A 24,182-nucleotide genomic window follows, 5' to 3' on the forward strand; every position below is an offset into this window, starting at 1 on the left:
CGTTATGCCTCTTGCCAGCATCCCTGCCAAGTCTGATATGCAGACTGCATGAAGACGTATCAGCCTTCCCGCTCGCCTTGCCCTATTGGCCGCGCCGCTCGCGTGCTCGGCGATCGCTGGGTGCTGCTCATCCTGCGCGAGGCGTTTTTCGGCGCGGAAAGGTTTGAGGATTTTATCGAGCCGCTGGCGATCAATCGCGCTGCGCTTACTTCCCGGCTGGCGATCTTGCAGGAGGCTGGGTTGATGAGGCGTGAGCCACCCGACGGAAAGCGCGCGCGCTATATCCTGACCGAGCGAGCGAAGGCGCTCGGGCCGATGTACCGCGAACTGGCTGAATGGGGCGCGCAGCACCTGTTCGACGAAGGCGAAGCGCCCAAGGTCTGGGCTGCCAAAGTCGACTAGCGCCCTTCGATCCCGATCAGCTCGACCTTGAACAACAGCGTCGCACCGCCGGGTATCGGGCCGCGTCCGTCAGGCCCATAGGCAAGTGTCGCAGGAGCGGCGAGTTCGATCGTCTCACCGACATGCATCTGGGGGATTGCCATCTCCCATGCATCGATCAGCCCGCTCAATCCGAACGTCGCCGGCGTTCCGCGTTCAAAAGAGCTGTCGAAGACCTCGCCATCGATGAAGGTGCCTTCGTAATTGACTGTTACGCGGTCAGCGGGCGTGGGCTTTGGGCCGGTGCCTCGATATTCGACATATCTCCACCGCAATCCGCCCGGCATGGTGTACCAGCCATCGCTCGCCATGAGGCCCGACAGGTAGGCCTGCTGGGCGTTGAGATAGGCGCGTTTGGCCACTTCCTGCGCTGCCAGCTGTGCGGCCGTTTCCTCCTCGCCTGGCGCGTCCATATGCGCTTGTGCCAAGCCTGCCGGGCTCGCAAAGGCCGCCAGCGCTGCGATCATCAATGCGCGCTTCACCAGTCATACGCCTTTGGAAGCGCGCTCTCGTCGAGATCGCGATAGCGGTCGCGAAGACGGCTTTGATGGCTGTCGAGCGATTGCTTCACCCCGCCGATATAGACCTGCGTGGGCACGCTGGTCACTTCGAGCGGATCTCCGTCCCAGACCACCACGTCCCCCAAAGCGCCCGGCTTGAGCACGCCGGCACGCCCTTCATACCCGCTTATCGCTGCCGGGACCGAACTGATCGAGGCGAAGGCTTCGCCCCAGGTCAGCCCCGATGCACCGGGGACCTTGTTCAACGCGACAAGGTTGCCCGCATATTGCGAGAGGCGGTGGCTGTGATTGAGGCCGGCGGAGTTGATTGCGACCTTGACGCCTGCATCGACCATTCGGCCAATGTTACTTTGTGTGGCGGCGAGCTGTTCGAAACTGGAGGGCAGGTCATCGAGGCTGTCGGCAATCACCGGCACACCGGCAGCAGCGATCTCGTTTGCCACCATCCACCCTTCGCTTGCCCCGACAAGGACAAGGTCGAGATTTGCGAACTCATCCCTTAGCGAAAGGACCGAGCGGATGTCCGATGCGCGCTCGACCCAGACATAGAGCTTCTGCTCGCCGCTCACCACGCTGCGCAGCGCCTCTGCATCGAACCGGCTGAGCATGACCTCGCCATCCTGCGCGATTTCGGGGGTGCGGGGCATCCCTGTGCCAAGCGCCGCTGCTTCGCGCAATGCCGCATGGAACAGGGCGAAGGCCGCAGCTCTGCTCCCGCCCGCGATCCTGCCGCCTGCCTCGCCGAGCACGACCATCTGGAAGGCCTTCTCACGCATCACTGGCGTTGTATCGCCATCAAGGTCGATGATCGCGCCCTGACCGCTGAAGATCGATGCCGAGGGCAGCGTTGCGGTAGCTGCACGCGTCACCCCTGCCGAGCGGCCGATCAGGATGTGCTGCGAGTTTGGATTGACGATCGCCGCGGTGTCGAGAGCCGCGCTGAATGGAGAGCCGCTGGCGCGTTGGTCGTTCGATTCGCTGACCGCGCTCACGTCCCATATGCCAAGCGTGCTGACTGTCGCGAACAGCCCGGGCGTAACCCATGCTCCGCCCGCGTCCATCGTCGGCACATCGGCAGGGGCCGCGACGCCTGCACCGGCGGCGACAACCGTGCCTGCGCGAATGACAACGGTGCCGTTCTCAACCGGCTCCGTCCCATCGCCGATCGCTATGGTTGCGTTGGTGATGGCCACGTCCTGCGCTGCGAGCGGGCTCGATGCGATGACGAGAGCGCTTGCCGCGCCTAGCAGTCCTGCTGTGAGAACACTCCTCATTTCACGTCTCCTTCACCCGGTTGGCCAAGTTCGAAATCGCTCACCGGACGCCGCGAACGGTCCATCATGTCGAACAACAACGCGCCGTCGACCCAGACCTTCTCGGGCCGCGAGTAAACGCTCAAAGGATCGCCGTTCCAAAGAACCACGTCCGCCATCTTGCCTGGTTCCAGGCTTCCGGTCATTTCGTCGATGCCCATCGCCTTTGCGGCGTTGAGCGTGATCCACTGAATAGTGGTCGCATCGGAAATCTCGATCCCCGCGCGCCTGCCGGCTGCCTGTGCTTTCGCTGCCTCCTGATTGAGACGCTGAATATCGTTCTGGTCGTCCGAGTGGATCACCACGCACGCGCCTTCGCGCTGGAGGAATGCGGCATTTTCGAGAATGCCGTCATAGGCTTCCATCTTGAAGCCATACCAATCGGCCCAGATCGCGCTGCAAACCTCGTTCTCGCGCAGGAGGTCGCCGATCTTGTACGCCTCAACCGCGTGGTGAAACGCGGTGACGCGGTACCCGATCTCTTTCGCCATATCCATGACGAACGCCATCTCATCGGCTCGGTAACAGTGATTGTGGACGAGGATGTCGCCCTCGAGAACGCCAACGAGTGTTTCCTTGGCAAGATCGCGATCGGGGTCCTCGGAATTGGCGTAGTCGATCGCGTCATACCAGGTCTGTCGATTGACCGCGAAGTTGCCCATGCGGGTCGACGGCATCCGCCCGCGATTGCCATAGACACGCTTGGGGTTCTCCCCGCAGGCCATCTTGAACCCGTAAGGCGCGCCGGGGAACTTCATCCCCTGCACGGTGCGCGCGGGCACATTTTTGAGTGTGACCGAACGTCCACCCATGAGGTTGGCCGAGCCGGGCAGGATCTGGAGCGCGGTTATGCCTCCATTCGCCAATGCGCGGCTGAAACCGGGGTCCTGCGGCCAGACCGAGTGCTCGGCCCAAACCTCGGGAGTGGTGGGGCTGGTCGCTTCGTTCCCGTCGGAATGCGCATCAACGCCAGGGCTGGCGTAGTCGCCAAGGTGCGAGTGGATGTCGATGATGCCGGGCGTTACGTATTTGCCGCTCGCATCGATCACGTCATAGCCGTCAGTCGACAGGTCGGTGCCTACGCCCACCACTTCGCCATCGCGGAACAGGACCGTTCCGCCCTCGATCATGCCGCCGGCACCATCGAACACGGTGGCATTTACCAGAGCGGTCGGGCGGCCGGGATACCGGCGATAGGTTGACGCATAAGGGCCATCGCTTTCGGTCATTGCCGTAAAACGCGGTTCCTTGTCATCGTTATTGTCGTCGGAAGCGGCGCTGGCCGTGCCGGTCGTCGCGCATGCGCCGAGCGCCAGAGCGCTGGCCAGGGCAGCCAGTGCAGCTCCCCCCATCTTTCCCGGAAGAGTGCTCGACCTCGTACTTGCCATGCTGGCCCCCTGATTTCTCGCAAAGCATTTACTTGGCGAGAAATCAGGGTGCTGTCCAGCTTTCTGGACAGCTTGGCCGGCAGGCTGGCTTGTCAGACCTTGCTTAGGCCAGCCTCATGCGGCTCCAGCCCTGCTTCGGCTTCACCATCGATGTGTGACGCGTCGTCTTTCAGCGTGTCGAGATGCATCAATTTCTTGATGAGCGGGCTGATGACCATTACGCCGACACCGATCGCAACCGCATACCAACCGACGGTTGAATAGACCTCGAGCACGACCTGCTTTCCAGCTTCTTCGGTCATACCGTCACCGCCGGTTGCCGCGGCGATCAGGCCTGCTGCAAAGTTGCCCAGAGCCGATGCAAAGAACCATGTGCCCATTATGAGCGAGGCCATGTGAGCCGGGCTCAGGCGGTTCATCGCCGACAGACCCACAGGCGAGAGGCAAAGCTCACCAGTGGTGTGCAGCAGGTAGATGAGGAAGATGAAGATCACCGGCGTCGGCACGTTCACGCCGACGCTGGATGCGCCCCAAACGAGAACGAGGAAGCCGAGGCCAACCTGGACGACACCAAGGCCGAACTTCATCGGGGTGGAAGGCTCCATCCCCTTCGATGCCAGCCCCTGCCACGTCATTGCGAACAAGGGCGCGAGCAGGACGATGTAGATCGCGTTGATCGACTGGAACATCGATGCGTTGACGCCTTGGGTATCGACGTGGCGATCGGTGAACAGGTTGAGCGAGGAGCCCGCTTGTTCAAACAGCGCCCAGAAGACGATCGAGACAAAGATCAGGAACATCGCCGCAAAGATGCGGTCGCGCTCTTCCGAAGGCAGCTTCACGATGGCGGTGAAGATCACATAGGCCACCAACGCGCCGCCGAAGATGAGCAGAACCCAGCCGACCATGTCCTGATACTGGATGGCGAGCCAGCACAGTGCGACCATGCCGAGGCCTGCGCCATAAATGCCCCATTCCTTGCCACCGGCAATGCGCGCCGGGTCTTTCGGCTCGCCCTTGCCCATAAGCAGCGGCTTGCCGATGACGAAGAAGATGAGGCCGATCAGCATGCCGACGCCAGCAAGACCAAAGCCGTATTCCCAGCCATAGGTCTGGCCAAGGAAGCCGCAGATGATCGATGCGGTCGCCGCGCCGACGTTAATTCCCATGTAGAAGATCGTGTAGGCTGGGTCGCGGCGGATATCGGTGCGCGAATAAAGCTGTCCGACGATCACCGAGATGTTGGCCTTGAGGAAGCCCGAACCAACGATGATCAACGCAAGCGCCAGCCAGAAGACGTTGATGGTCGGATCGTCCTGACCGCCTGTGCCTTCGAACGCCATGAAGAAGTGGCCAACCGTCAGCAGGACCGCCCCGAACAGCACAGCCTTGCGCTGCCCGATGAACTGGTCAGCAAGGTAGCCGCCGACGACCGGCGTGATGTAGACCAGCGCGGTATAGGCGCCATAGATAATGGATGCCTCGCTGTCCGAGAACATCCAGTGCTGGACGAGGTAGAAGATAAGAAGGGCGCGCATCCCGTAATAGGAAAAGCGCTCCCACATCTCTGCAAGGAAGAGCACGAAGAGGCCCTTCGGATGCCCGACCACCTCTGGCTCGGGCCGCGTAATCAGAAAAAGCCCCCCGAGCAGGAAGGCGGCAAGCGCGACGGAGGCACCGCGAAATGCCCACATTTCGAACGCGCTATCGAATGTGAAGAAGAATCCCTCGACCATTTTGTATGAATATCCCCGAAAGTGCTCGTGTGTGCCGAGCTCCAATGCGGCGCACCCTAGCGTGCGTTTTGCCTGTGTGAAGCTTTTGTTTCGCTGAACGCCGACGATTGCCGCTCTTGTCATGCCGGAAGGCATCCGGCCCTTTACCGTGGGCGTAACTTGACGCGCATGGCTGTATTATGGCACTGAAGCACCTAGCGAAGAGACAATTATGACCCAATCACGACCCGTTTACCTCAAATTGCGCGACCAGATCGCTGCCGCGATCATCGAAGGGCTGTATCCCGAAGGCGCGATGCTTCCGTCTGTTCGGGCACTCGCCGCAGAACAGGGCGCAAATCCGCTGACGGTGGCGAAAGCGTATCAGCAGTTTCAGAATGACGGGCTTGTCGAGGTTCAGCGCGGTGTGGGCATGTATGTCGTAGAAGGTGCCGCGGAATTGCTGCGCAAGCGCGAACGCGATCTCTTCCTGCGCGAAGAATGGCCTGAAATTCGCGCCCGGATGCAGCGGCTCGGTCTGAAGCCGGCAGATCTGGTCGAGCAAAGCTGATTGCTGCAGCCAGGAACTGCGTCCGATCCGGTCGCCGCGCTTCTATTTGTGCCTCTTTTCAATATATTTTGTTGCTATCCTTGCGGAATTCGCAAGATTCTGGCATCCCGATTTCTTCGAAGAGTGCTCGTCGGGTCCGGGCAACTTGAATGGTGGCGAACAGAGAATCGCGACGGCGTGATTGCAGGCCAGAGACTGCAGCGCGGGCCGGGAGGGCGAAAATGATAAGATCCGAGCTTCTAACCGAACTCCATAAAGACAATCCGGAACTGCGATCTGAAGAGGTCGAGCAGGTGGTCGACATCTTTTTTGATGAGATCACTCAAAGGCTGGCCGAAGGTGGCCGTGTCGAATTGCGCGGGTTCGGGGCGTTTTCCACCCGTGAACGCGAAGCTCGCACGGGCCGCAATCCGCGCACCGGTGAGGCGGTTGAAGTTCCCGCCAAGCGGGTCCCCTATTTCAAGGCAGGCAAGGAAATTCGCAACCGCCTCAACGAAGGCTGATCGCGACCGGTTCTTGCTTTGCTGCCAGATGGTGTTGAGCTGACTTGTCAGTGAGAACCATTCTGCCCCCAATTCCTCGCTCATATTGCTAGCCGCTATTGCTTTCGGCTAACGGGCAATCGCTGGCTGTTGCTCAGCGCTTGCGGGTGTGGCGGAATGGTAGACGCCGGGGACTTAAAATCCCCTGATCTTTGATCGTGCGGGTTCGAGTCCCGCCACCCGCACCATTATCTCGCCTTTAACGGATTGGCACTACGGCAAAGTCTCCAGAAACTGGGAAACCTTTTTTTCGTGCTCCTCGCAGTAGTCTGAAGAGCACGGCAGGCGATTTTGTAATGAGTGAAGCAGCGAGCACACCACACGCCGAGGGCGAATGGTATCGCGACGGTAGTGTCGAGCCTGACAGCCAGGCCCAGTCCGCATCGGAAAGCGCGAGCGGCGAAGGCAACGTGCGCGCCGCGCCGCGCATCACGTTGCTTATCCGGGCCGCCAAGATAGTTTCCGCTCACGGTGAATTCGTAGGCGTCCTTCGCGACGTATCGGACACCGGGGTGTGCGTTCGCCTTTTCCACAAGGCTCCCCAGGGAGATCCGATCGAACTGCATATGCCGGGCGGCCGCGTGTACGAGATCAAGCCTGTTTGGGAGCAGGAAAACGAGGCAGGCTTCGAATTCACTCAGCCGGTTGATGTCACGCAGCTCATCGACGAGGTTGGAGAATTCCCCAAGCGCGGCCTGAGGCTCGGCGTGTGCTTCCCGATCAAGGTCAAGACACTCACCCAGACGAGCGAGGCCGTCGTCCTGAACCTTTCGCAGCAGGGGGCGCGCTTTGAATGTGATCAGGCATTCGCAATCGACCAGGCCCTGCGCATCGAGAGTCTGAATGGCGAGCGGGAGCTGAAAGATGTCCGGGCAAAGGTTCGCTGGCGGCGCGATAATGAGTGCGGTGTTGTCTTTGACGACACGCTTTCCTTGCGCGAGTTTGCTCGCCTCACAGCGCGGCTTCAATGTCCGGACTTGCTGACCTGAACGCGGCGGGCGTAGCGCAAAGCGGCAAATTTTCGCGCTTTCTGGACGATTTTAGGTAATTCACCGTCCGCGTTTACTCCTCGCTAACCAATTTCCTTCACTCCCGACAACGAGCCGGAAAATGGCACATCAAACGGGGGCCTGAATGAGCGTGGTTGGCGAAAAGCAGCCTGGGATTATCGATTGCGACGTGGCGATCATCGGCGCGGGCCCCGCTGGCCTGACCGCCGGGTACCTTCTGACCAAACAGGGCAAGACGGTCGCGATCATCGAGAAAGACGAGACCTATGTCGGCGGGATCAGCCGGACGGTCGAACACGAAGGCTACCGCTTCGATATTGGCGGTCACCGCTTCTTCTCGAAGTCCCAGCAGGTCGTCGATCTCTGGAATGAAATTCTGGGTGAAGACGATTTCATCCAACGCCCTCGCATGAGCCGCATCTATTACGAAGGCAAATTCTACAGCTACCCGCTGCGCGCCTTCGAAGCGCTGTCGAACCTCGGCGTGCTTCGTTCGACCGCCTGCATGGTGAGCTATCTTCGCTACAAGCTGTTCCCGATCAAGGATGTACGAAGCTTCGAGGACTGGACCACCAACCAGTTCGGCAAGAAGCTCTATTCGATCTTCTTCAAGACCTACACCGAGAAGGTGTGGGGCATGCCATGCGATGAAATGAGCGCCGACTGGGCGGCGCAGCGCATCAAGGGCCTGTCGCTCTGGAACGCGGTGACCGACGGGCTCAAGCGCTCGCTCGGGCTCAACAAGAAACCCAATGACGGGCAGGCGGTGAAAACCCTGCTCGAAACGTTCCGCTACCCGCGCCTTGGGCCGGGCATGATGTGGGATGCTGCGAAAGATCACATTGAGGCCAGTGGCAAAGGGCAGGTGCTCATGGGCCATGGGCTTGATCGCCTCGCAAAGATCGGGCCGAACGACGAGGGCTACGATTGGTCGATGACCGCAAGCGGACCGGGAGGCAGCGCTCAGATCCGGGCAGGGCACGTCATCAGTTCAGCGCCCATGCGCGAACTGTCGAAGCGCATTCACCCGCTACCGCAATCGACATTGCAAGCCGATAATCTGCGCTATCGCGACTTCCTCACCGTCGCTCTGATGGTGAAGAGCGAGGATCTGTTCCCCGATAACTGGATCTACATCCACGACGAACGCGTTCAGGTCGGCCGCGTTCAGAATTTCCGCAGCTGGTCGCCCGAAATGGTGCCTGATGAGGACATGGCCTGTGTGGGCCTTGAGTATTTCTGCTTCGAGGGCGACGGCCTGTGGTCCTCCAGCGACGAGGACCTCGTCAAGCAGGCCACGCGCGAGATGGAGGTGCTTGGCCTTTGCGACCCGGCAAAGGTCGCCTCCGGCGCGGTGGTCCGTCAGGAGAAAGCCTATCCGGTCTATGACGACCATTACGAAGTCAACGTAGAGGCGATGCGCACGGAACTCGAAGAGAAGCACCCGACGCTTCACCTCGTAGGCCGCAACGGCATGCACCGTTACAACAATCAGGATCACGCGATGATGACCGCTATGCTGACGGTCGAGAACATTATCGCAGGAAAGCGAATCTACGACACGTGGTGCGTCAACGAGGACGCCGAGTATCACGAAGCGGGCGACGAGGGTGCCGAAACGGCACTGCCCGCCCGCGAAGCAGAGACCACGCCCTTGAACGAGGATCAGGTCGCCGCGCTTACGTCGATCAGGGACGTACCGGAACGCATCGCCTCCAGCGATGATTTCGACGACGAGATCCGCAAGTCGGCTTGATGAGATGGAACTGTCACCTGCCTCCATCCTGACCAGGCTGCGTGATGTGCGGTTCGTGCGCTACGTGCTGGCCAGCGTCGGTGCGCTTGCAGTGGACGTCGGCAGTTTCCTGGCGCTTCTTTCGATCGGGACGGCGGCCGCGCCCGCATCTGCCGCCGGTTATTCCCTCGGCATCGTGGCCCATTGGCTCATGTCGAGCCGTGCTGTCTTCCAGGACAAGGTTGCCGGCCGAGGAGCCGCGCGCACCCAGCAAAAAGCGCTGTTCGTTATCTCGGCCCTGATCGGCCTTGCGCTCACGACAGCCATAGTCGGTGCCGGTGATTGGGGCGGGATGGACCCGCGCCTGGCGAAGGCCGGCGCTATCATGGTAAGTTTCTTTGTCACCTGGCTCATCCGCAGCCGGATCGTGTTCCGCGGCGAGGAGGGCTAAGGAGTTATGCTGGTCGAGCGGCGCCGTTCTGCTTTTCCGCGCAGCTTTCTGGTCCGTGCTGGGGTCGCTTGGGCCCTCGTCAGTGCCCTGCTGATCGCTGTGAACTGGAACGCCATTGCAACACATCGGTTCCCCGATCCCGATGACATCATGCGCCTGCTCCAGGTGCGCGATCTGATTGCGGGCCAGAGCTGGTTCGATCTTGCGCAGTACCGCGTCGATGCGCCGGGCGGCGGTGTCGGTATGCACTGGTCGCGGCTGGTCGACCTGCCGATTGTCCTGATCATCTTGATCCTGACACCGATCGTGGGAGCAGGCGCGGCGGAGGCCACGGCCCTGATCGCCGTGCCGCTGATCACGCTTCTGGCCGTCATCCTGCTCGCCTCGCGCATTGCCTGGCGTTTGATGGGAGAGGAGGAGGCGACATTGACGGCCCTGGTGGTCGCGCTTTCGGTGCCGGTTCTCTTCCAGCTCGGTCCCTTGCGTGTCGATCATCATGGCTGGCAGATTGTTTGCGCTCTGGCCGCGGTGAACGGCCTGATGGCGCGTTCTCCCAAGGCTGGTGGATGGGTCATCGGCAGCGCGCTTGCCATCTGGCTTTCGATCTCGATCGAGGGCCTCCCCCTTGCGGCAGCGTTCTTCGCAATTCTCGCTTTTCGCTGGCTGCGTCATCGCGGTTCACGTGCTTGGCTGGTGAGCGCGATCCAGGCTCTCGCCATTGTCAGCGTGGCGCTGTTCGGATTGACACGCGGGTTCGGCGATCTGCTTGCCTATTGCGATGCAGTCAGCCCGATCCACCTTGCCATGTTCGCGTGGGGGGCGCTGGTGCTCTCGCTTTTCGCGCGTTTTGAGCCCGTACCGCGCGGGGTTCTCGTAATCGGATTCGCACTGGCCGGTGGCGGCGCGGTTGCAATGCTGCTTCACAACGCGCCCCAATGCGCGACCGGAGGCGGATTTTCAGCGCTCGATCCGGTCGTGGCGCGTTACTGGCATGCAAACGTCTTGGAGGGCATGCCGATCTGGCGTCAGTCGCTCATCACCGCGCTGCAATTCGCAGTGACGCCTCTGATTGCGCTGGGGGCGGCGATCAATCTTGCTTCACGTTCGCACGACTGGCTGCGCCAATTCTGGATCGACTACGCCATCATACTCGCCGCAGCCTTTTTGGTGTCGATCTTCGTTTCACGCGCCGGAGCCGTTGCCTGTGCGTTGGCTGCCGCGCCGCTTGCCTGGCAGCTTCGCCACTGGCTGCGCGCTATCCGTTCAATGGAGCGGCCAGCGCCGAGGATGGCTGCGATGGTGGGTGTCTGCTGCGCGCTGCTGCCCGCATTGCCTGCAATGTTGCTGGCAAGCGCCTTGCCCGCCAAGGCTATGCCGAGCGGCGCTACGGTAACCCCTGGAGGGAAAGCTGCTCTCAAGGCAATCGATTGCCGAGTGCAGGATGCTGGCAAAGCGCTATCCGCATTGCCGACCGGCGAATTCTATGCGCCGCTCGACATTGCGCCCGAACTGCTTCTGGTAAGTGAACACTCGGTCATCGCAACTGGACACCATCGCGGTGACAAGGCCATGAAAGTGCTGATCGAGACCGCTTTGGCGGACGAACAGGCCGCTTATGAAGCGCTCCGTGAGCGCGGTACATCCTATGTCGCGATCTGCCCTAATCTTGGCGAAGCGCGCATGTACTCGAGGATCAACCCGAATGGCTTTGTTGCAGATCTCGTCAAGGGTGACGTGCCCGATTGGATGGAGCCAATCGCGCTCGATGGATTGTCAGGCCTTCAGGTTTGGCGAATTGCGCGGTGACGAGATAGCCAATCGGCTAGGCCGGCACGAAATCCATGGCGACACCGTTGATGCAGTGCCGCTTGCCTGTCGGGCGCGGGCCATCGCCAAAAATGTGTCCAAGGTGTCCGCCGCAATCGGCGCAGTGCACCTCTGTGCGCGGAAAACCGATCTTATGGTCGATCGAAGTGCCCACGGCGCTGTTGTCGATCGGCTGCCAGAAGCTTGGCCAGCCTGTTCCGCTGTCATATTTGTGCGCGGAGGAATAGAGCCGATTGCCACAGCCTGCGCATTTGTAGACGCCGCGCCGTTTTTCATCGTTGAGCGGTGAAGTGTAAGCCCGCTCCGTTCCTGCCTCGCGGAGAATGCGGAACTCTTCGCGGGTCAGCTGACGTCGCCACTGGCCCTCGCTCTTCGAGACGCGGAACGAGCGTTCCTTGCGATACTCGGTGCCGCTCCCGCCGCAGCTGGCTAGCAGCGGCATGGCAGCGGCAACGCCGGTTGCAGCGATGAAGGTGCGGCGACTGGTCAGGTTGAACGGCATGGGCGATCCCTCGCGAATTGAGTGTGTTTCTACACTCTAGTACGTCGCAAAAGCCCGAAAAGTTTCACCTCGTCTCTGCTCAAGCAAGTCCGATCAGAACTCGGTGATTTCCACTTCGAGCTTGCGGAAGCCATGCACGAAGTTGGCTCGCACGCGCTCGACATCGCCCGCGACATGCACGCGCATGCGGCGTTTGTGCATTTCTTCGAGCAATACGCGCAGCTGGAGTTCAGCGAGGCGAGCACCCACGCAGCGGTGAATGCCATAGCCAAAGGCGATATGCCGCTTGGCGTTTTCGCGTTCAAGGTCAAGCTTGTGCGGCTCCGGGAAGATCTCGGCCTCGTGGTTGGCGGCAAGATACCACAGTACCACCTTGTCGCCCTTCTTGATGGTCTTGCCGAAAACCTCGGTATCTTCGGTGCAGGTGCGGCGCATGTGGGCGAGCGGGGTCTGCATGCGGAGCATTTCCTGCACTGCGTTCGGAATGATGTCGGGGTTTTCCTCGAACAGCTTGCGCTGGTCGGGGAACTTGTCGAGCGCATGGACAAAGCCGCTCATCGAGTTGCGCGTGGTGTCGTTACCGCCAACGATCAGGAGGATAAGATTGCCCATGAATTCCTCAGGGCGCATCTGGTTCATCGCTTCCGAGTGGATCATCATCGAGATGAGGTCGTTGCCGGGCTCCTTCTCCATCGTGCGCTCGATCCAGAGCGACTGAAAATATGCCGCCATTTCGTGCAGGAATTCCCAGCGCATCTCGTCCAGTTCGCGCACGGTCGCGAGCTCGGTATCGCCTGACCAATCCGACCAGAAGGTGAGCATCCGGCGGTCTTCCCACGGAAAGCCGAACAGGATGGCGAGCATGCCGGTGGTGAGCTCGATCGACACCTTGTCAACCCAGTCGAACACCTCGCCGCGCGGTAGCGTGTCGAGAAGTTCGCCGGTGCGCTGGCGAATCTCCGGCTCCATTTCCTTCATGCCTGATGGCGTGAACTTGGGAGCGACGGTGCGACGCTGCCCGGTGTGCTGCGGGCGATCCATCGCGATGAACATCGGAAGCTCGCGGCGGTCGACACCGCTTTCGGCAATTTCTTCCTCGGACAGGCGTTCGAGGATCGTGATGCCGCCATACTCCCAGCTGGAGGAGAAGGTTTCGGGCAGAGCCTCGATATGCTGGATCGCCTTGTGGCCGACGACCGACCAGTACGGGCCGTAGGGGCTGTCAGGGATCCAATGGAGCGGTCCGGCCGCCTGCATTTCCGCAACGATCGGCTGCCACTTGTCTTCGTAATAGATGTCGGAGCGGCTGAGGTCCCATTTGTGCGTGTGCTGCGGGCGCTCTTCCGGATTCTTCGCGAAATGCTCGGTAAGCGCCTCGTACGCCGTTGGCGATGTGCGAACCTTGGGACGTTCGGGTGCGATGCTGGCCATATCTCTCTCCTTGGGAGGAGCCTTTGCCGCTACGGCAGCCGTTCCTCTCTCTCGATTCACATCCTGCCGTAACTGACAGCAATGTCAATAGTCGGTTTCGATTGGCTACCTATTCTGCCGGTTCAAGCGCTGCGGGTGCTTTTTCTCTGCTACCCAACCAGCCGCGCTTTTTCTTTTCGCGTCCAGCTCCGCCCGATTTCATCACGCGCTTGCGGAACCAAAGGGAGCCCCCTTTGACGAGCAGAACAACCGCGAGCGCCTGCCACGCCAGCGCGGCAGCGTGGGGCCAGAGCGCCGGGTCGAGTGCGGCACGTGCCAGCATTGCAAATGGTGAGGAGAGCGGGAAGATAATCGCAAACATCTCCAGCGCGGTCCCCGGCTGAGTTATCGTGTAGGCCGCGAGGAAGAACACCATCAGCTGCATCATCGTGACCGGCATCGACATGGTCTGCACTTCGCGCACCGTGTTCGCCATGGCTCCGATCGTCAGGAACATCGCGCCGAGCAAAAGGTAAGCCATCGAAAAATAGATGATGCCCAACGCAAGGAAGAGCGGCCAGCCAACCGCAGGGCCCGGCAGGTTGCTGAAGTCGGTCTGTGTCACGGTCTGGATCGCGTCTTCGGCGAGAGCCCAGAAACCCCAACCGACCATGCCCCACACGGCGATCCCGACGAAGGACACGCCCAACATCGCGAACAGCTTGCCCATGAACACCGCATCCATCGGAATGGCTGCGGCGAGGATTTCGATGATCTTGTTGCCCTTCTCCTCTGCAAGGTTTGACAGAACCATTCCTGCAAGCAGCATGGTCAGAAGGAACATCACCATCTGCGCTGCCTGCGCTGTTCGGATGCGGTTGGAGCGCTCGCTAGCGGCGCTGGATGCAACGGCCTGACTGCTCGATCGCGGAATTGTGAGCGGGGTTGCCGATGTGACCTGCGCGGCGATCAGTTCAACCGGCCCCTGCCAGCGGCGCAGCTGGCGTTCGGTTCCGACCACTTCGGGCGAGGCCGGCGTTCCGGTCACGATAGCGGCGTAATTGCCCCTGCGGGCTTCCATGAATTCGCGCGCGTCGAAGGCCGGATCGGCAACCGCCTCGGGCACTTCGCGAAGGATCGGGACCGCACCGCCCAGTTGCGGTGCAAGGCTGTCGCGAGCCTCGATCATGGCGGCATTGTCGCTTTCCGACATCGCCAGTCCCACTTCGATCACCACTGCATCGCGGGCCACCTGACCGCCGACCGCGCCTGCGAGACCGCCCACGATCACCGGAAACAGCGGACCGATGAGGAAGAACAAGAAAGCGCGGCTGAACAGCACGGCGACAAAGTCGCGGCGCGCAATCACCCACGCGGCTTCGAGCCGTGAGAGACGCGGGCGCGCGTCGATGGATGCCTGGTCGTGAACGCTCATGAGCGGGCTCCTTGTGCATCGGCTTCGAGCTGGCGCGCTGCCGCTTCGCCGGCGATGGCGACAAAGGCATCATGAAGGCCCGCGCGCTCGATCGAGAGTGACAGGATACCCGCGTCACCTTCGATGAGCTGGCGCAGGAGTGGCTCGACGCCGGTCTCGGGCAGCGAGAAATAGAAGAAATCGCCTTCTCGGCGCGCGTCATCGGGCAGCGCGGCGGTCCATGCGCCATCGCGTGCGCGGGTCTCAAGCCTGACCTGAGCCGGAATGCGGTCGCGTGCCGTCTCGACGCTGCCCGCATAAGGCACCTTGCCGCCCGCGATGATGGCAACGCCTTCGCACAAACGTTCTGCATGGTGGATTACGTGGGTCGAAAAGATCACCGTTACGCCATCTTCGGCGAGGTTGCGGATCATGCCTTCAAGCTTGCCCTGATTGATCGCATCGAGCCCCGAGAACGGTTCGTCCAGCACCACAAGACGTGGGCGATGGACCAGCGTACCAAGCAATTGTACGGTTTGCGCCATGCCTTTCGAGAGCTGTTTGATCGTTCGCTCTGCCGCGTGGAGCAGCTGGTGGCGTTCCAGCAACTCCATTCCTCGTTTGCGCCCTTCGGCAAGTGAAAGTCCGCGCAGCGCGCCCATGAAGGCAATCGCCTCGATGGCTTTCATCGCGGGGTAGAGGCCGCGCTCTTCCGGCAAGTAACCGATAAGGCGACCGATATCGTGCGGCCTGTCGTGTCCGAAGACACGGCGAATGCCTTCGTCCGGGTCGATAATGCCAAGGAGCATGCGAAGCGTGGTCGTCTTGCCTGCTCCGTTGGGGCCAAGTACGCCATAAATGGCGCCTTCGGGCACGGAGAGATCGACACCGTCGACTGCGCGCGTGCCGTCAAAACTCTTGACGAGACCGCGGGCTTCGATTGCGAGAGGACGAGACATTGCTTTGGCGTCATGGTGGAGCGCTGCTGCATTGTCTGGCGTCATGTGTTGGCCTACCTGCATATGCATGAGCGCGGGAGTTAACGTGCGAAACTGAACGGGAGCAACCCGAAACGTGGTTAACAGCGCGGCAACCTTTAACTTAACAGAGCGCATCCAGGAGAAGGCGGCAAGCCTCGGCTTCGCAGCTTGTGGGTTTGCCAGTGCGCGCGAAGATCCTGTGCGGGCACAGCGGCTTGAGCAATGGCTGGGCGAAGGCAATCACGGATCGATGGAGTGGATGGAAACCCGCCTCCATCACCGCCGTTCCCCGCAGGGGCTGTGGCCAGAAGCACGCAGCGTGATTGCGCTCGGCATGAGCTATGCGCCCGCACATGACCCGATGGCGCTGACAGCGCACCCGGACCGAGCGCGGATCTCGATCTATGCGCAAGGCAAGGATTATCACGACGTCGTGAAGAAGCGCCTGAAAGCTCTGGCGCGCTGGCTCGTTGCGGAAGAGAGGGGGGCCGAGGTCAAGGTTTTTGTCGACACTGCCCCGGTGATGGAAAAGCCGCTGGGCGAGGCGGCAGGGATCGGTTGGCAAGGCAAACACACCAATCTTGTCAGCCCCGATCACGGCAGCTGGCTGTTTCTCGGTGCGATCTACACGACGCTTGAGCTGGACGCAGCGCAGCCTCATCGCGACCAATGCGGATCGTGCCGCGCTTGTCTCGATGCCTGCCCGACCGATGCATTCCCGCAACCCTACAAGCTCGATGCTCGCCGTTGCATTTCCTACCTCACCATCGAGCACAGAGGCCCCGTTGAAGAGGAATTTCGCGAAGCGCTGGGCAACCGGATCTATGGCTGCGACGATTGCCTGGCTGTGTGCCCCTGGAACAAGTTCGCAAGCCAGGCGAATGCAGCGCGAGAATTTCTTCCAAGAGCGGAGTTGACCGCGCCAAGGTTGGCGGATTTTCTCTGTCTTGATGATGCCGGTTTCCGCTCGCTGTTCTCCGGCTCTCCGATCAAGCGGATCGGTCGGGACCGTTTCGTGCGAAACTGTCTTTATGCGGCGGGCAACAGCGGCGATGCCCGCTTGCTGGCGCAGGTGAATGCGCTCGCATCAGACCCGGACCCCGCGATTGCCGATGCTGCAAGCTGGGCGGCTCGGCGGCTGGGAACCGTGCGCTAGACCTCTTCGTCATGCTCGCCCAGCAACGGCGCGTGAGGGAGCGGGCCTGCTGACCAGTCGCCGTACCGGATGGGATCGCGCATCTGGAACAACGCACCCTCAGTGGGGTGTTCGCTGCGTTCGAAAAAGCCGCTGTCGTGCAAGTGCGGGTCGTCGATCACGTCATCGAGGTCGGTCACCGGCATACAGGGAATGTTGGCCTCCCGCAGGATCGAGAGGCACTCGTTCGTGGTCTTGGCTTTCGTCAGCTCACCGATGCGCTGGTACAGTTCTGGCCCCGCTGACATGATGGCTCTCACATCTTTAAAGCGCTCCTCGCTCGCCATCTCGGGATCGCCCAGGAGGCCGATCACGTAAGGGAAGTGTTGCGGCACGTAAGGCACGATGCTGATCCAGCCATCACTGGTCTGGAACGGTTGACGATCGGGATCGACCTGGCGCGAATATCCAGCATCGCCATTGGGCGGATCGAATGTCTTCGCATCAAGGTGCTCTTTCAACATGAAGCTCGCGAAAGCTTCGAACATCGGCACCTCGACATGCTGACCCTTGCCGGTTCGCAGGCGGTGGATGATGGCTGCTTGCGTCGCATAGGCTGCGTGCAGCCCCGCAACTTTGTCAGCGATCAGCGAGGGCAGGTAACGAGGGCGATTGTCACCATCGACGCGTGGCAGCAGAGATGTCGCACCGGTGGCTGCCTGAATGACGTCGTCATAAGCCTGCAATCCATCATAGGGACCACCCGAGGCAAAGCCGACGCAGTGAACGTAGATGATCTCGGGATTCAAGGCCTTGACCGCTTCGTAGCCGAAGCCCAGTCGCTCAATTGCAGCCTTGCGTATGTTGTGAATGAAGACATCCGCTTCGCTCAGCATCTTGCGCAGGCGATCAACGTGGGCCGCGTCCTTCAGGTCGAGCACCACGGACTTTTTGCCGCGATTCAAAGCGATGAAGCCGGGGGCCAACCCCGGAGTTTGGGCCGCTCTGGCGCTGTATCGGTAGACATCGCCGCCCGGCGCTTCGATCTTGGTCACCTCCGCCCCGTGATCGGCAAGAATCTGCGTGGCATACGGGCCGAAAACGACGCTGGTCAGGTCAATGACCTTGATGCCTTCGAGCATCGGCCTGTTGTCACCGGCGCGAATCATAAGCGCGCTATATCAGTTCCTTGAGCTGGATATCCGTGTCGGCCAGCAGCGCCGGGTCGACCTTGTCGATGCCTCGTTCCAGCAGCTTGCGGCCCTGTACGTAGTCCTTCATCGCGTTGACGCAGTCGAAAGCGATCGGGCGGCCTTCCTTGAGGTAGACCACGCTGAACTTGCGATCCGCCGGGTCGCCGCGCACCACTGTGGCATCGTAACCGAGACTGAGACCCGCGGTCTGGAGCTTGAGGTCGTACTGATTCGACCAGAACCAGGGCAGCGCGTGATAGGGCTGTTTGTCGCCCATGATCGCGCGCGCGACGGTGTTTGCCATGTCATTTGCGTTCTGCACGGATTCAAGCCGGATGACCGCGCTCTCGGCAAACGGATTGGCGTGAGCCGCGCAATCGCCGATCGCATAGATATCATCGAGCGTCGTGCGACAGTACATGTCGACATCCACACCGTTTGCGCCCGCCGCGCCTGCTGCGATGAGCGGTGCCACGGCTGGCACGATCCCGATGCCGACCACCACCATATCACAGGCGAGCTGTTCGCCGTTTTCCAGTTGAACGCCGGTCACTTTGCCTTCTTCGCCAAGGATTTCCGAGATTCGCTGGGACAGCCGGATATCGACACCCTGACGGCGATGCTCATCTTCGTAGAACCGCGAAAGCTCTTCGCCGGCGACCCGGGCGAGTACCCGGTCCTGCATTTCGAGCAAGGTGACCTCGCAACCGAGTTTTCTGAGAACGGCAGCGGCTTCAAGGCCGATATAGCCTCCCCCGATCACCACCGCACGCTTTGCACCGGTTTCGAGGGCTGTCATCATGGCGTCGGCATCGCGCTTGTCGCGCACGCAGAAGATATTCTTGAGGCTGGCGCCCGGAACGTCGATCCGGCGCGGGTCGCCGCCCCCGGCCCAGATAAGCTTCCTGTAAGCGATCTTCGCGCCGTCGGAGAGCGTCACTTCGTGGCGCATCCAGTCGATCTCGCTGACCCCGCAGCCAAGGCGAAGCTCTATGTCTTTGTCAGCCCAGAACTTTTCCGGGCGGATCATCATGCGCTCGAAGCTCTTGTCTCCGGCCAGATACTCTTTCGACAACGGCGGTCGCTCGTAAGGCGGCTCGGCATCGCGCCCGATCATCAGGATCGAGCTTTCGTGCCCTTGCTGGCGCAGCGCAATGGCAGCTTGCGCGCCGCCATGTCCGGTGCCGACGATAACGACATCGGCCGAAGTGGTACCAGTTGCGTTCATGGGCAGGGGCGTTCGCCCGAAACCATGGTCCGCGTCAAGTGCGGCCCGGTCCGCCAGATGGGTTCACCGTTCAAGGAGGTTGCGAGCCTGACTTGCGATCTGCGCAAGCACCGCAGGGGCGACAGGCGGGCGCGACTGGGCGCGCGCTACCATAGCGCGGAATTGCGTCACGGCATCCTTGTTGCGTTCGGCCCAGTCGGCGATGGCACCTTGCGGGTCGTCTTTACCGCCCTTGCGCCGCATGAGCTTTGCGAGGAACTCCAGACGCATATGCTGGAAATCGCGCGCGAGACCATCAACCAGCAAGCGCTCCCAGATATCGGAAGGCGTCATGTGCGCAGCAGTCGCCTGTGCCCAGTCGAGGCCGATGCGCGTGCCAATATCGGTGAAGGCTCGGGTCAGGACAGTCGGGTCAATGCCGGTTTTCAGCGCCAGGCTCGCAAGGCCGATCGAGCCGTCGTAATCAAACAGGTCAGCCACCCGGTTGGCGAGAGCTTCAGGGGCGCCTTCTTCCACGAAATGAGAGCGCAACGCTTCCGAGCGCTCTCGTGTTTCGCCAGCGAGAAGGTCTGCGCGGCGGTCGGCAAGCTTGCGCACGCCTGCCTTGAGCGCATCGATCATAGCGCTCGCTTCCACTCGCCCAGCGCCGGTGCGCAGCACGTCGGACATGAGGTTGCCGACCGCAGCAGCGAGACGGTCCAAAAGGATAATGCGAGCGGTTTCGCTCATTGCTTGGGCGTCGATGTCTCGCCAAAGCAACTTGAGATCAAACAGGCGCTCAACAACCACGAAGGCTGCCGCCACATCGGCGAGGCCGACACCCTCTTCCTCGGGTAGTTCAAACGCGTGGATCAGACCCAGCCGGTTCACGATGCGGTTCGACAGGTCTGTCGCGATAAGCTCGCGCCGCAGGCGGTGATCCTTGATATGTCCGGCAAACTTCTTCTGCATCGGGCCGGGGAACATCGCGATCAGGTTGCTTTCCAGAATGGGATCATCGGGAAGACCGCTTGCTTCGATGGCGTCCTGCAATGCGAGCTTTGCAGAAGACAGCAGCACCGCGAGTTCTGGCCGTGTCAGACCCCGCCCGTCAGCAGCGCGGCGAGCATAGCTCTCGGCATCGGCGAGCCCTTCATTGCGCCGGTCGAGCGCTCCCATCTCGCTCAATTGCTCGATCAGTCTAATGTATGACGACGTCGCCCCAGGCCCGCCGCTTTCGGCGATCGAAAGGGCCAGCGCCTGAAGCCGATTGTCTTCGAGCACGATGTCGGCAACCTCGTCGGTCATCTTGGCGAGCAGGTTGTTGCGCTTTGCCTCGGTCAGGTCGCCGTCGCGCCGTGCGGCGGCGAGTGCGATCTTGATGTTCACCTCATTATCCGAGCAATCGACCCCTGCCGAATTGTCGATAAAGTCGGTGTTGATCCGCCCTCCGGCAAGCGAATAGGCGATGCGCCCGGCCTGCGTGATACCGAGATTCGCGCCCTCACCGATCACTCTCGCGCCAACTTCGCGCGCATCAACGCGCAAGGCGTCATTCGAAGGGTCGCCGACCTGAATGTGGTTCTCGCTCTCAGCCTTGATATAAGTGCCGATGCCGCCGAACCATAGCAGGTCGATCTTCGCTTTGAGGATCGCGCTGATCAGGGCGTCGGGCTCGATGTCCTTTTCCTCGATGCCGAGCAGGTCACGCGCTTTCTTGGACAATTTGATCCGTTTGAGATCGCGCGAATAGACGCCGCCTCCCTTCGAGATGAGATCGGGATTGTAATCCTCCCAGCTCGAGCGTGGCAGTTCGAACATGCGCTTACGCTCTTTCCAGCTGGTTGCCGGATCCGGATCGGGGTCGATGAAAATGTGACGGTGGTCGAAGGCTGCAACCAGCTTGATCGCCTTGGACAGGAGCATGCCGTTGCCGAACACGTCGCCCGACATGTCGCCGCAGCCCGCAACCGTGACGCTGTCTTTCTGGACGTCGATGCCCATCTCAAGGAAGTGCCGCTGCACGCTGACCCACGCGCCGCGCGCGGTGATGCCCATCGCCTTGTGATCGTAACCGTTGGAACCACCGCTCGCGAAGGCGTCGTCCAGCCAGAAACCGGCGTTCTCTGCAATGCCGTTGGCAATGTCGGAGAAACGCGCGGTGCCTTTGTCGGCGGCGACCACGAAATAGGGGTCTTCGCCATCGAGAACATGGACGCCTTCGGGGTGCACCACCTTCCCATCCACGATGTTGTCAGTGACAGACAGCAGCGTGCGGATGAACACTTCGTAGCTCGCCTGACCTTCAGCGGCCCAGGCATCGCGGTCGATCGCCGGTGATGGCAGTTGCTTGGGGTAAAAGCCGCCCTTCGCGCCGCTCGGCACGATGACGGCGTTCTTCACCTTCTGCGCTTTCATCAGGCCGAGGATTTCGGTGCGGAAATCATCACGCCTGTCGGACCAGCGAAGTCCGCCGCGAGCCACGGAGCCCGAGCGAAGGTGAATGCCTTCGACACGCCGTGAATAGACGAATATTTCGCGCCACGGCACCGGCTTGGGCAGGTTGGGAACGAGCGAGGAATCAATTTTGAAAGCGAGCGCTTCGTCCGACGCTTGAGCAAAGGCGTTGGTACGCAAAACCGCGTCGATGACAGCGCGATAGAGGCGCAGCAGACGATCGTCGTTGATCGCGCTGACCTTGTAGAGGCCGCGCTGGAAATTGCTGACCGCCGCTGCAATCGCAGCTTCACGATCGCCTTCGAAATCAGGGTCATGGCGGGCGGCGAACAGGTCGATCATTGCCTGCGTAACACCCGGCGCACGCTGAAGAGCGTCGACTACGGTGTAAATCGTGAAGCCCATCCCCGTCTGGCGGAGATAGCGATAGATCGCCCGAAGCCAGATCGCGTGCTGCGCGCTCAGCCCGGTGGCGACCACGAGACGGTTGAAAGGATCGTCTTCTGACTGTCCGTTGAGCACTTCTGCGATTGCGGTCTCGATGGTGTCGCGCCGGTCCAGCAGGTCGCCAACCTCGGTTCCGGGCGGAAGATCGAGCGTGAATTCGTGAATTGTGCCGAGCTTGCCGTCATCAAGCCGTGTGGGCATCTCAGCGAGAACGCGGAAGCCGAAGTTTTCAAGCGCCGGGACCGCATCGGACAACGCCATTTCGCCGGTCGTGTGATAGATCTTGAGCCGCAGATCGCCGACCGGATCGTGATCAAGGGTATACAAGCGGCAGGACCGTGCATCGGGATTGTCGCCAGTTGCGATTGCGCGCAATTCGATGATGTCGAGTGCAGCTTCGCCGGCTCCGTAGCGGGCGCGATACGTGCCCGGAAAGGCTCCGGCATAACGCTGGGCGATTGCTGCGACTCTCGAGCTCTCATCGGCATCGGCCAGATGAGCCTCAACCGCCTCGTTCCAGCCTTTGAGGAGGTCGATAAGTTCGCTCTCGATCTTCTCGGCGTCTGGCATCCGGCCGGTTGAACGCGAATCGAGCAGGAATTGAAGCATCGCCAGCGTCGAGCCTTCAACCTCGAGGCTCCAGCTGAGCATGTCGACACCGGTGGACTTGGTGAGCAGGTCCTGGATCTGGAGACGCACACCGGTCGAGAGAAAATCACGCGGAAGCCATACGAAAGCAAAGACGTGCCGCTCAAGCGCGGCCTGCACGAGAACAACGCGCGGGCGCGGTCGATCGACGAGGCTCATCATCGCGGTTGCCAGGCGCTTGATATCGCTTGGCCTGAAACCGGTCAGAAGGTCATGCGGCAATGTCGTGAAGGCGTGCACGAGCGCTTTGCCAGCGTGGCCCTGCGGGTCGAAGCCGAGCGCCTGGATTATGTCACTCAGCGACTTGCGCAGGATCGGAACTCCGCTTGGCTGCGTTGCGAGCCCGGCGCTTGTCCAGACGCCGGCATGGATCGAGAGAGCCGTTACCTCGCCGCCTTCGCGTTGTGGCACGATGAAAAGATCAAGCGGAGTGCGGCGGTGCACGTTGGAAAGACGGTTCGCCTTGATGACGAGCAATTGGCGCGGCGTGCCATCCGAACCTCGCGCATCGAACCATTCGAACGCCCGGTCGAACGAAGTATCGGCAAGGATTTCGCTCGCGCTCTTGCGACAGATCCCGAGCGCATTGGTCTGTTCGCCAGAGCGTGTGCGGACGACATGGCCAAGCTGGGTAAGCATGCCGGAATTGAGCCATTTGAGAAAGGCCGCGCTTTCAGAATCCTTATCCGAAATCGCTTCCGCATCAGCTTGCATCGCGGCCTGTATCTTCGGCCAGTCGCTTACCGCCGCGCGCACATCACCCAGCGTCAGCTTGATGTCGGCAAGAAGCTCGCGGCGTTGACGTGCATCGACACGAGGCGTTTCGATGTAGATCAGGCTTTCAGGCGATCCCTTTCCACCTGCCGAGGTCAATCCCGTAAGCTCGCCAGCCTCGTTGCGCTCTACTGCCACGACCGGGTGAATCAGTTGATCGATGCTGAGCCCGTGCGCGGTGATCGTCGCCGCAATCGAATCCACCAGGAACGGCATGTCGTCATTGACGATGGCGATGCGAAGGCGCCGCTCGGACGTGTCGGATTGCAGCTTTAGCGCGGACCGCGCCGGTTGGCGGATATGAGCGGTTGTAAGCAGGAACTCCGCAGCTTCCTCCATCGCTTCACCGTCAAGCGGTGTGTCGCCGGGCAGGATCGCGGAGGCAAGATGCTTCTGCACCTGCTTGACCAGCGCTTTGGGAGGGGCTTTCCGCTTGGTTGCGGGTGCGGGTTTGGTTGCGCCTGAGGGTTTTGCGCTCATCGCCTGACTGCTCCTGCTCCC

The 24,182-nt window shown here is 61.1% G+C and carries 19 protein-coding genes and 1 tRNA gene; 9 read left to right on the top strand and 11 right to left on the bottom strand.

What is annotated here, in order from left to right; genetic code table 11:
* Positions 1-48: 48 nt before the first annotated feature.
* On the top strand, positions 49-402 hold the full coding sequence (locus CD351_RS02640; protein WP_111991180.1) for a helix-turn-helix domain-containing protein: 354 nt from the start codon (positions 49-51) through the stop codon (positions 400-402).
* Here CD351_RS02640 and CD351_RS02645 read toward each other — a convergent pair.
* From CD351_RS02645 to CD351_RS02660, 4 genes are all read right to left on the bottom strand, one after another.
* Positions 399-923 (bottom strand): FKBP-type peptidyl-prolyl cis-trans isomerase, encoded by a 525-nt coding sequence (locus CD351_RS02645; RefSeq protein ID WP_111991181.1) that lies wholly within the window; start codon positions 921-923, stop codon positions 399-401. The two genes, CD351_RS02640 and CD351_RS02645, sit on opposite strands and share 4 nt — an antisense overlap.
* Positions 920-2,236 carry an amidohydrolase family protein gene (locus tag CD351_RS02650; protein WP_111991182.1) on the bottom strand — a complete coding sequence of 439 codons (1,317 nt, stop codon included), beginning with the start codon at positions 2,234-2,236 and terminating at the stop codon, positions 920-922. The genes CD351_RS02645 and CD351_RS02650 overlap by 4 nt, the downstream gene beginning before the upstream one ends.
* Positions 2,233-3,663, bottom strand: coding sequence for an amidohydrolase (locus tag CD351_RS02655; protein ID WP_234027197.1), 1,431 nt, complete (start codon positions 3,661-3,663; stop codon positions 2,233-2,235). The genes CD351_RS02650 and CD351_RS02655 overlap by 4 nt, the downstream gene beginning before the upstream one ends.
* Before the next feature lie 92 nt (positions 3,664-3,755).
* Entirely contained in the window at positions 3,756-5,399 is a 1,644-nt protein-coding gene (locus CD351_RS02660) for a peptide MFS transporter (RefSeq protein ID WP_111991184.1), read from the bottom strand.
* A 211-nt stretch (positions 5,400-5,610) separates the two neighbouring features.
* Here CD351_RS02660 and CD351_RS02665 point away from each other — a divergent pair, with 211 nt between their 5' ends.
* From CD351_RS02665 to CD351_RS02695, 7 genes are all read left to right on the top strand, one after another.
* Positions 5,611-5,949 (top strand): GntR family transcriptional regulator, encoded by a 339-nt coding sequence (locus CD351_RS02665; RefSeq protein ID WP_111991185.1) that lies wholly within the window; start codon positions 5,611-5,613, stop codon positions 5,947-5,949.
* A 149-nt stretch (positions 5,950-6,098) separates the two neighbouring features.
* Positions 6,099-6,452 carry an integration host factor subunit beta gene (locus CD351_RS02670; RefSeq protein ID WP_255413035.1) on the top strand — a complete coding sequence of 118 codons (354 nt, stop codon included), beginning with the start codon at positions 6,099-6,101 and terminating at the stop codon, positions 6,450-6,452.
* A gap of 142 nt (positions 6,453-6,594) precedes the next feature.
* A tRNA-Leu gene (locus tag CD351_RS02675) sits at positions 6,595-6,679 on the top strand.
* Positions 6,680-6,787: 108 nt separating this feature from the next.
* Complete coding sequence (locus tag CD351_RS02680) at positions 6,788-7,480, top strand: PilZ domain-containing protein (protein WP_111991187.1); 693 nt, start codon at positions 6,788-6,790, stop codon at positions 7,478-7,480.
* Positions 7,481-7,625: 145 nt separating this feature from the next.
* Positions 7,626-9,257, top strand: a complete 1,632-nt coding sequence (locus CD351_RS02685) for an NAD(P)/FAD-dependent oxidoreductase (protein ID WP_111991188.1) — start codon at positions 7,626-7,628, stop codon at positions 9,255-9,257.
* A gap of 4 nt (positions 9,258-9,261) precedes the next feature.
* Positions 9,262-9,687: a GtrA family protein gene (locus CD351_RS02690; RefSeq protein WP_111991189.1), complete on the top strand. Its 426-nt coding sequence runs from the start codon at positions 9,262-9,264 to the stop codon at positions 9,685-9,687.
* Positions 9,688-9,693: 6 nt separating this feature from the next.
* Positions 9,694-11,493, top strand: a complete 1,800-nt coding sequence (locus tag CD351_RS02695) for a hypothetical protein (protein ID WP_111991190.1) — start codon at positions 9,694-9,696, stop codon at positions 11,491-11,493.
* 16 nt (positions 11,494-11,509) lie between these two features.
* Here CD351_RS02695 and msrB read toward each other — a convergent pair whose 3' ends face one another.
* The 4 genes from msrB to CD351_RS02715 form a co-directional block, all read right to left on the bottom strand.
* Complete coding sequence (msrB, locus tag CD351_RS02700) at positions 11,510-12,016, bottom strand: peptide-methionine (R)-S-oxide reductase MsrB (protein WP_111991191.1); 507 nt, start codon at positions 12,014-12,016, stop codon at positions 11,510-11,512.
* A 93-nt stretch (positions 12,017-12,109) separates the two neighbouring features.
* Positions 12,110-13,447 carry a cytochrome P450 gene (locus CD351_RS02705; protein WP_111991192.1) on the bottom strand — a complete coding sequence of 446 codons (1,338 nt, stop codon included), beginning with the start codon at positions 13,445-13,447 and terminating at the stop codon, positions 12,110-12,112.
* A 109-nt stretch (positions 13,448-13,556) separates the two neighbouring features.
* Entirely contained in the window at positions 13,557-14,861 is a 1,305-nt protein-coding gene (locus CD351_RS02710; RefSeq protein WP_111991193.1) for an ABC transporter permease, read from the bottom strand.
* On the bottom strand, positions 14,858-15,844 hold the full coding sequence (locus CD351_RS02715; protein ID WP_111991194.1) for an ABC transporter ATP-binding protein: 987 nt from the start codon (positions 15,842-15,844) through the stop codon (positions 14,858-14,860). Before CD351_RS02715 ends, CD351_RS02710 begins: the two co-directional genes overlap by 4 nt.
* A 70-nt stretch (positions 15,845-15,914) precedes the next feature.
* Here CD351_RS02715 and queG point away from each other — a divergent pair, with 70 nt between their 5' ends.
* Positions 15,915-16,976, top strand: a complete 1,062-nt coding sequence (gene queG, locus CD351_RS02720; RefSeq protein WP_111991195.1) for a tRNA epoxyqueuosine(34) reductase QueG — start codon at positions 15,915-15,917, stop codon at positions 16,974-16,976.
* Here the strand turns inward: queG and CD351_RS02725 are convergent.
* The 3 genes from CD351_RS02725 to CD351_RS02735 form a co-directional block, all read right to left on the bottom strand.
* A complete protein-coding gene (locus tag CD351_RS02725) occupies positions 16,973-18,124 on the bottom strand; it encodes a CaiB/BaiF CoA-transferase family protein (protein WP_111991196.1) in 1,152 nt (383 codons plus the stop codon). The two genes, queG and CD351_RS02725, sit on opposite strands and share 4 nt — an antisense overlap.
* 7 nt (positions 18,125-18,131) lie before the next feature.
* Entirely contained in the window at positions 18,132-19,376 is a 1,245-nt protein-coding gene (locus CD351_RS02730; protein WP_111991197.1) for an NAD(P)/FAD-dependent oxidoreductase, read from the bottom strand.
* A gap of 63 nt (positions 19,377-19,439) precedes the next feature.
* Positions 19,440-24,161, bottom strand: a complete 4,722-nt coding sequence (locus CD351_RS02735) for an NAD-glutamate dehydrogenase domain-containing protein (protein ID WP_111991198.1) — start codon at positions 24,159-24,161, stop codon at positions 19,440-19,442.
* Positions 24,162-24,182: the final 21 nt, after the last annotated feature.

Origin of the sequence: Erythrobacter sp. KY5 (assembly GCF_003264115.1) — a bacterium.
In the GTDB taxonomy this organism is placed as follows: domain Bacteria; phylum Pseudomonadota; class Alphaproteobacteria; order Sphingomonadales; family Sphingomonadaceae; genus Erythrobacter.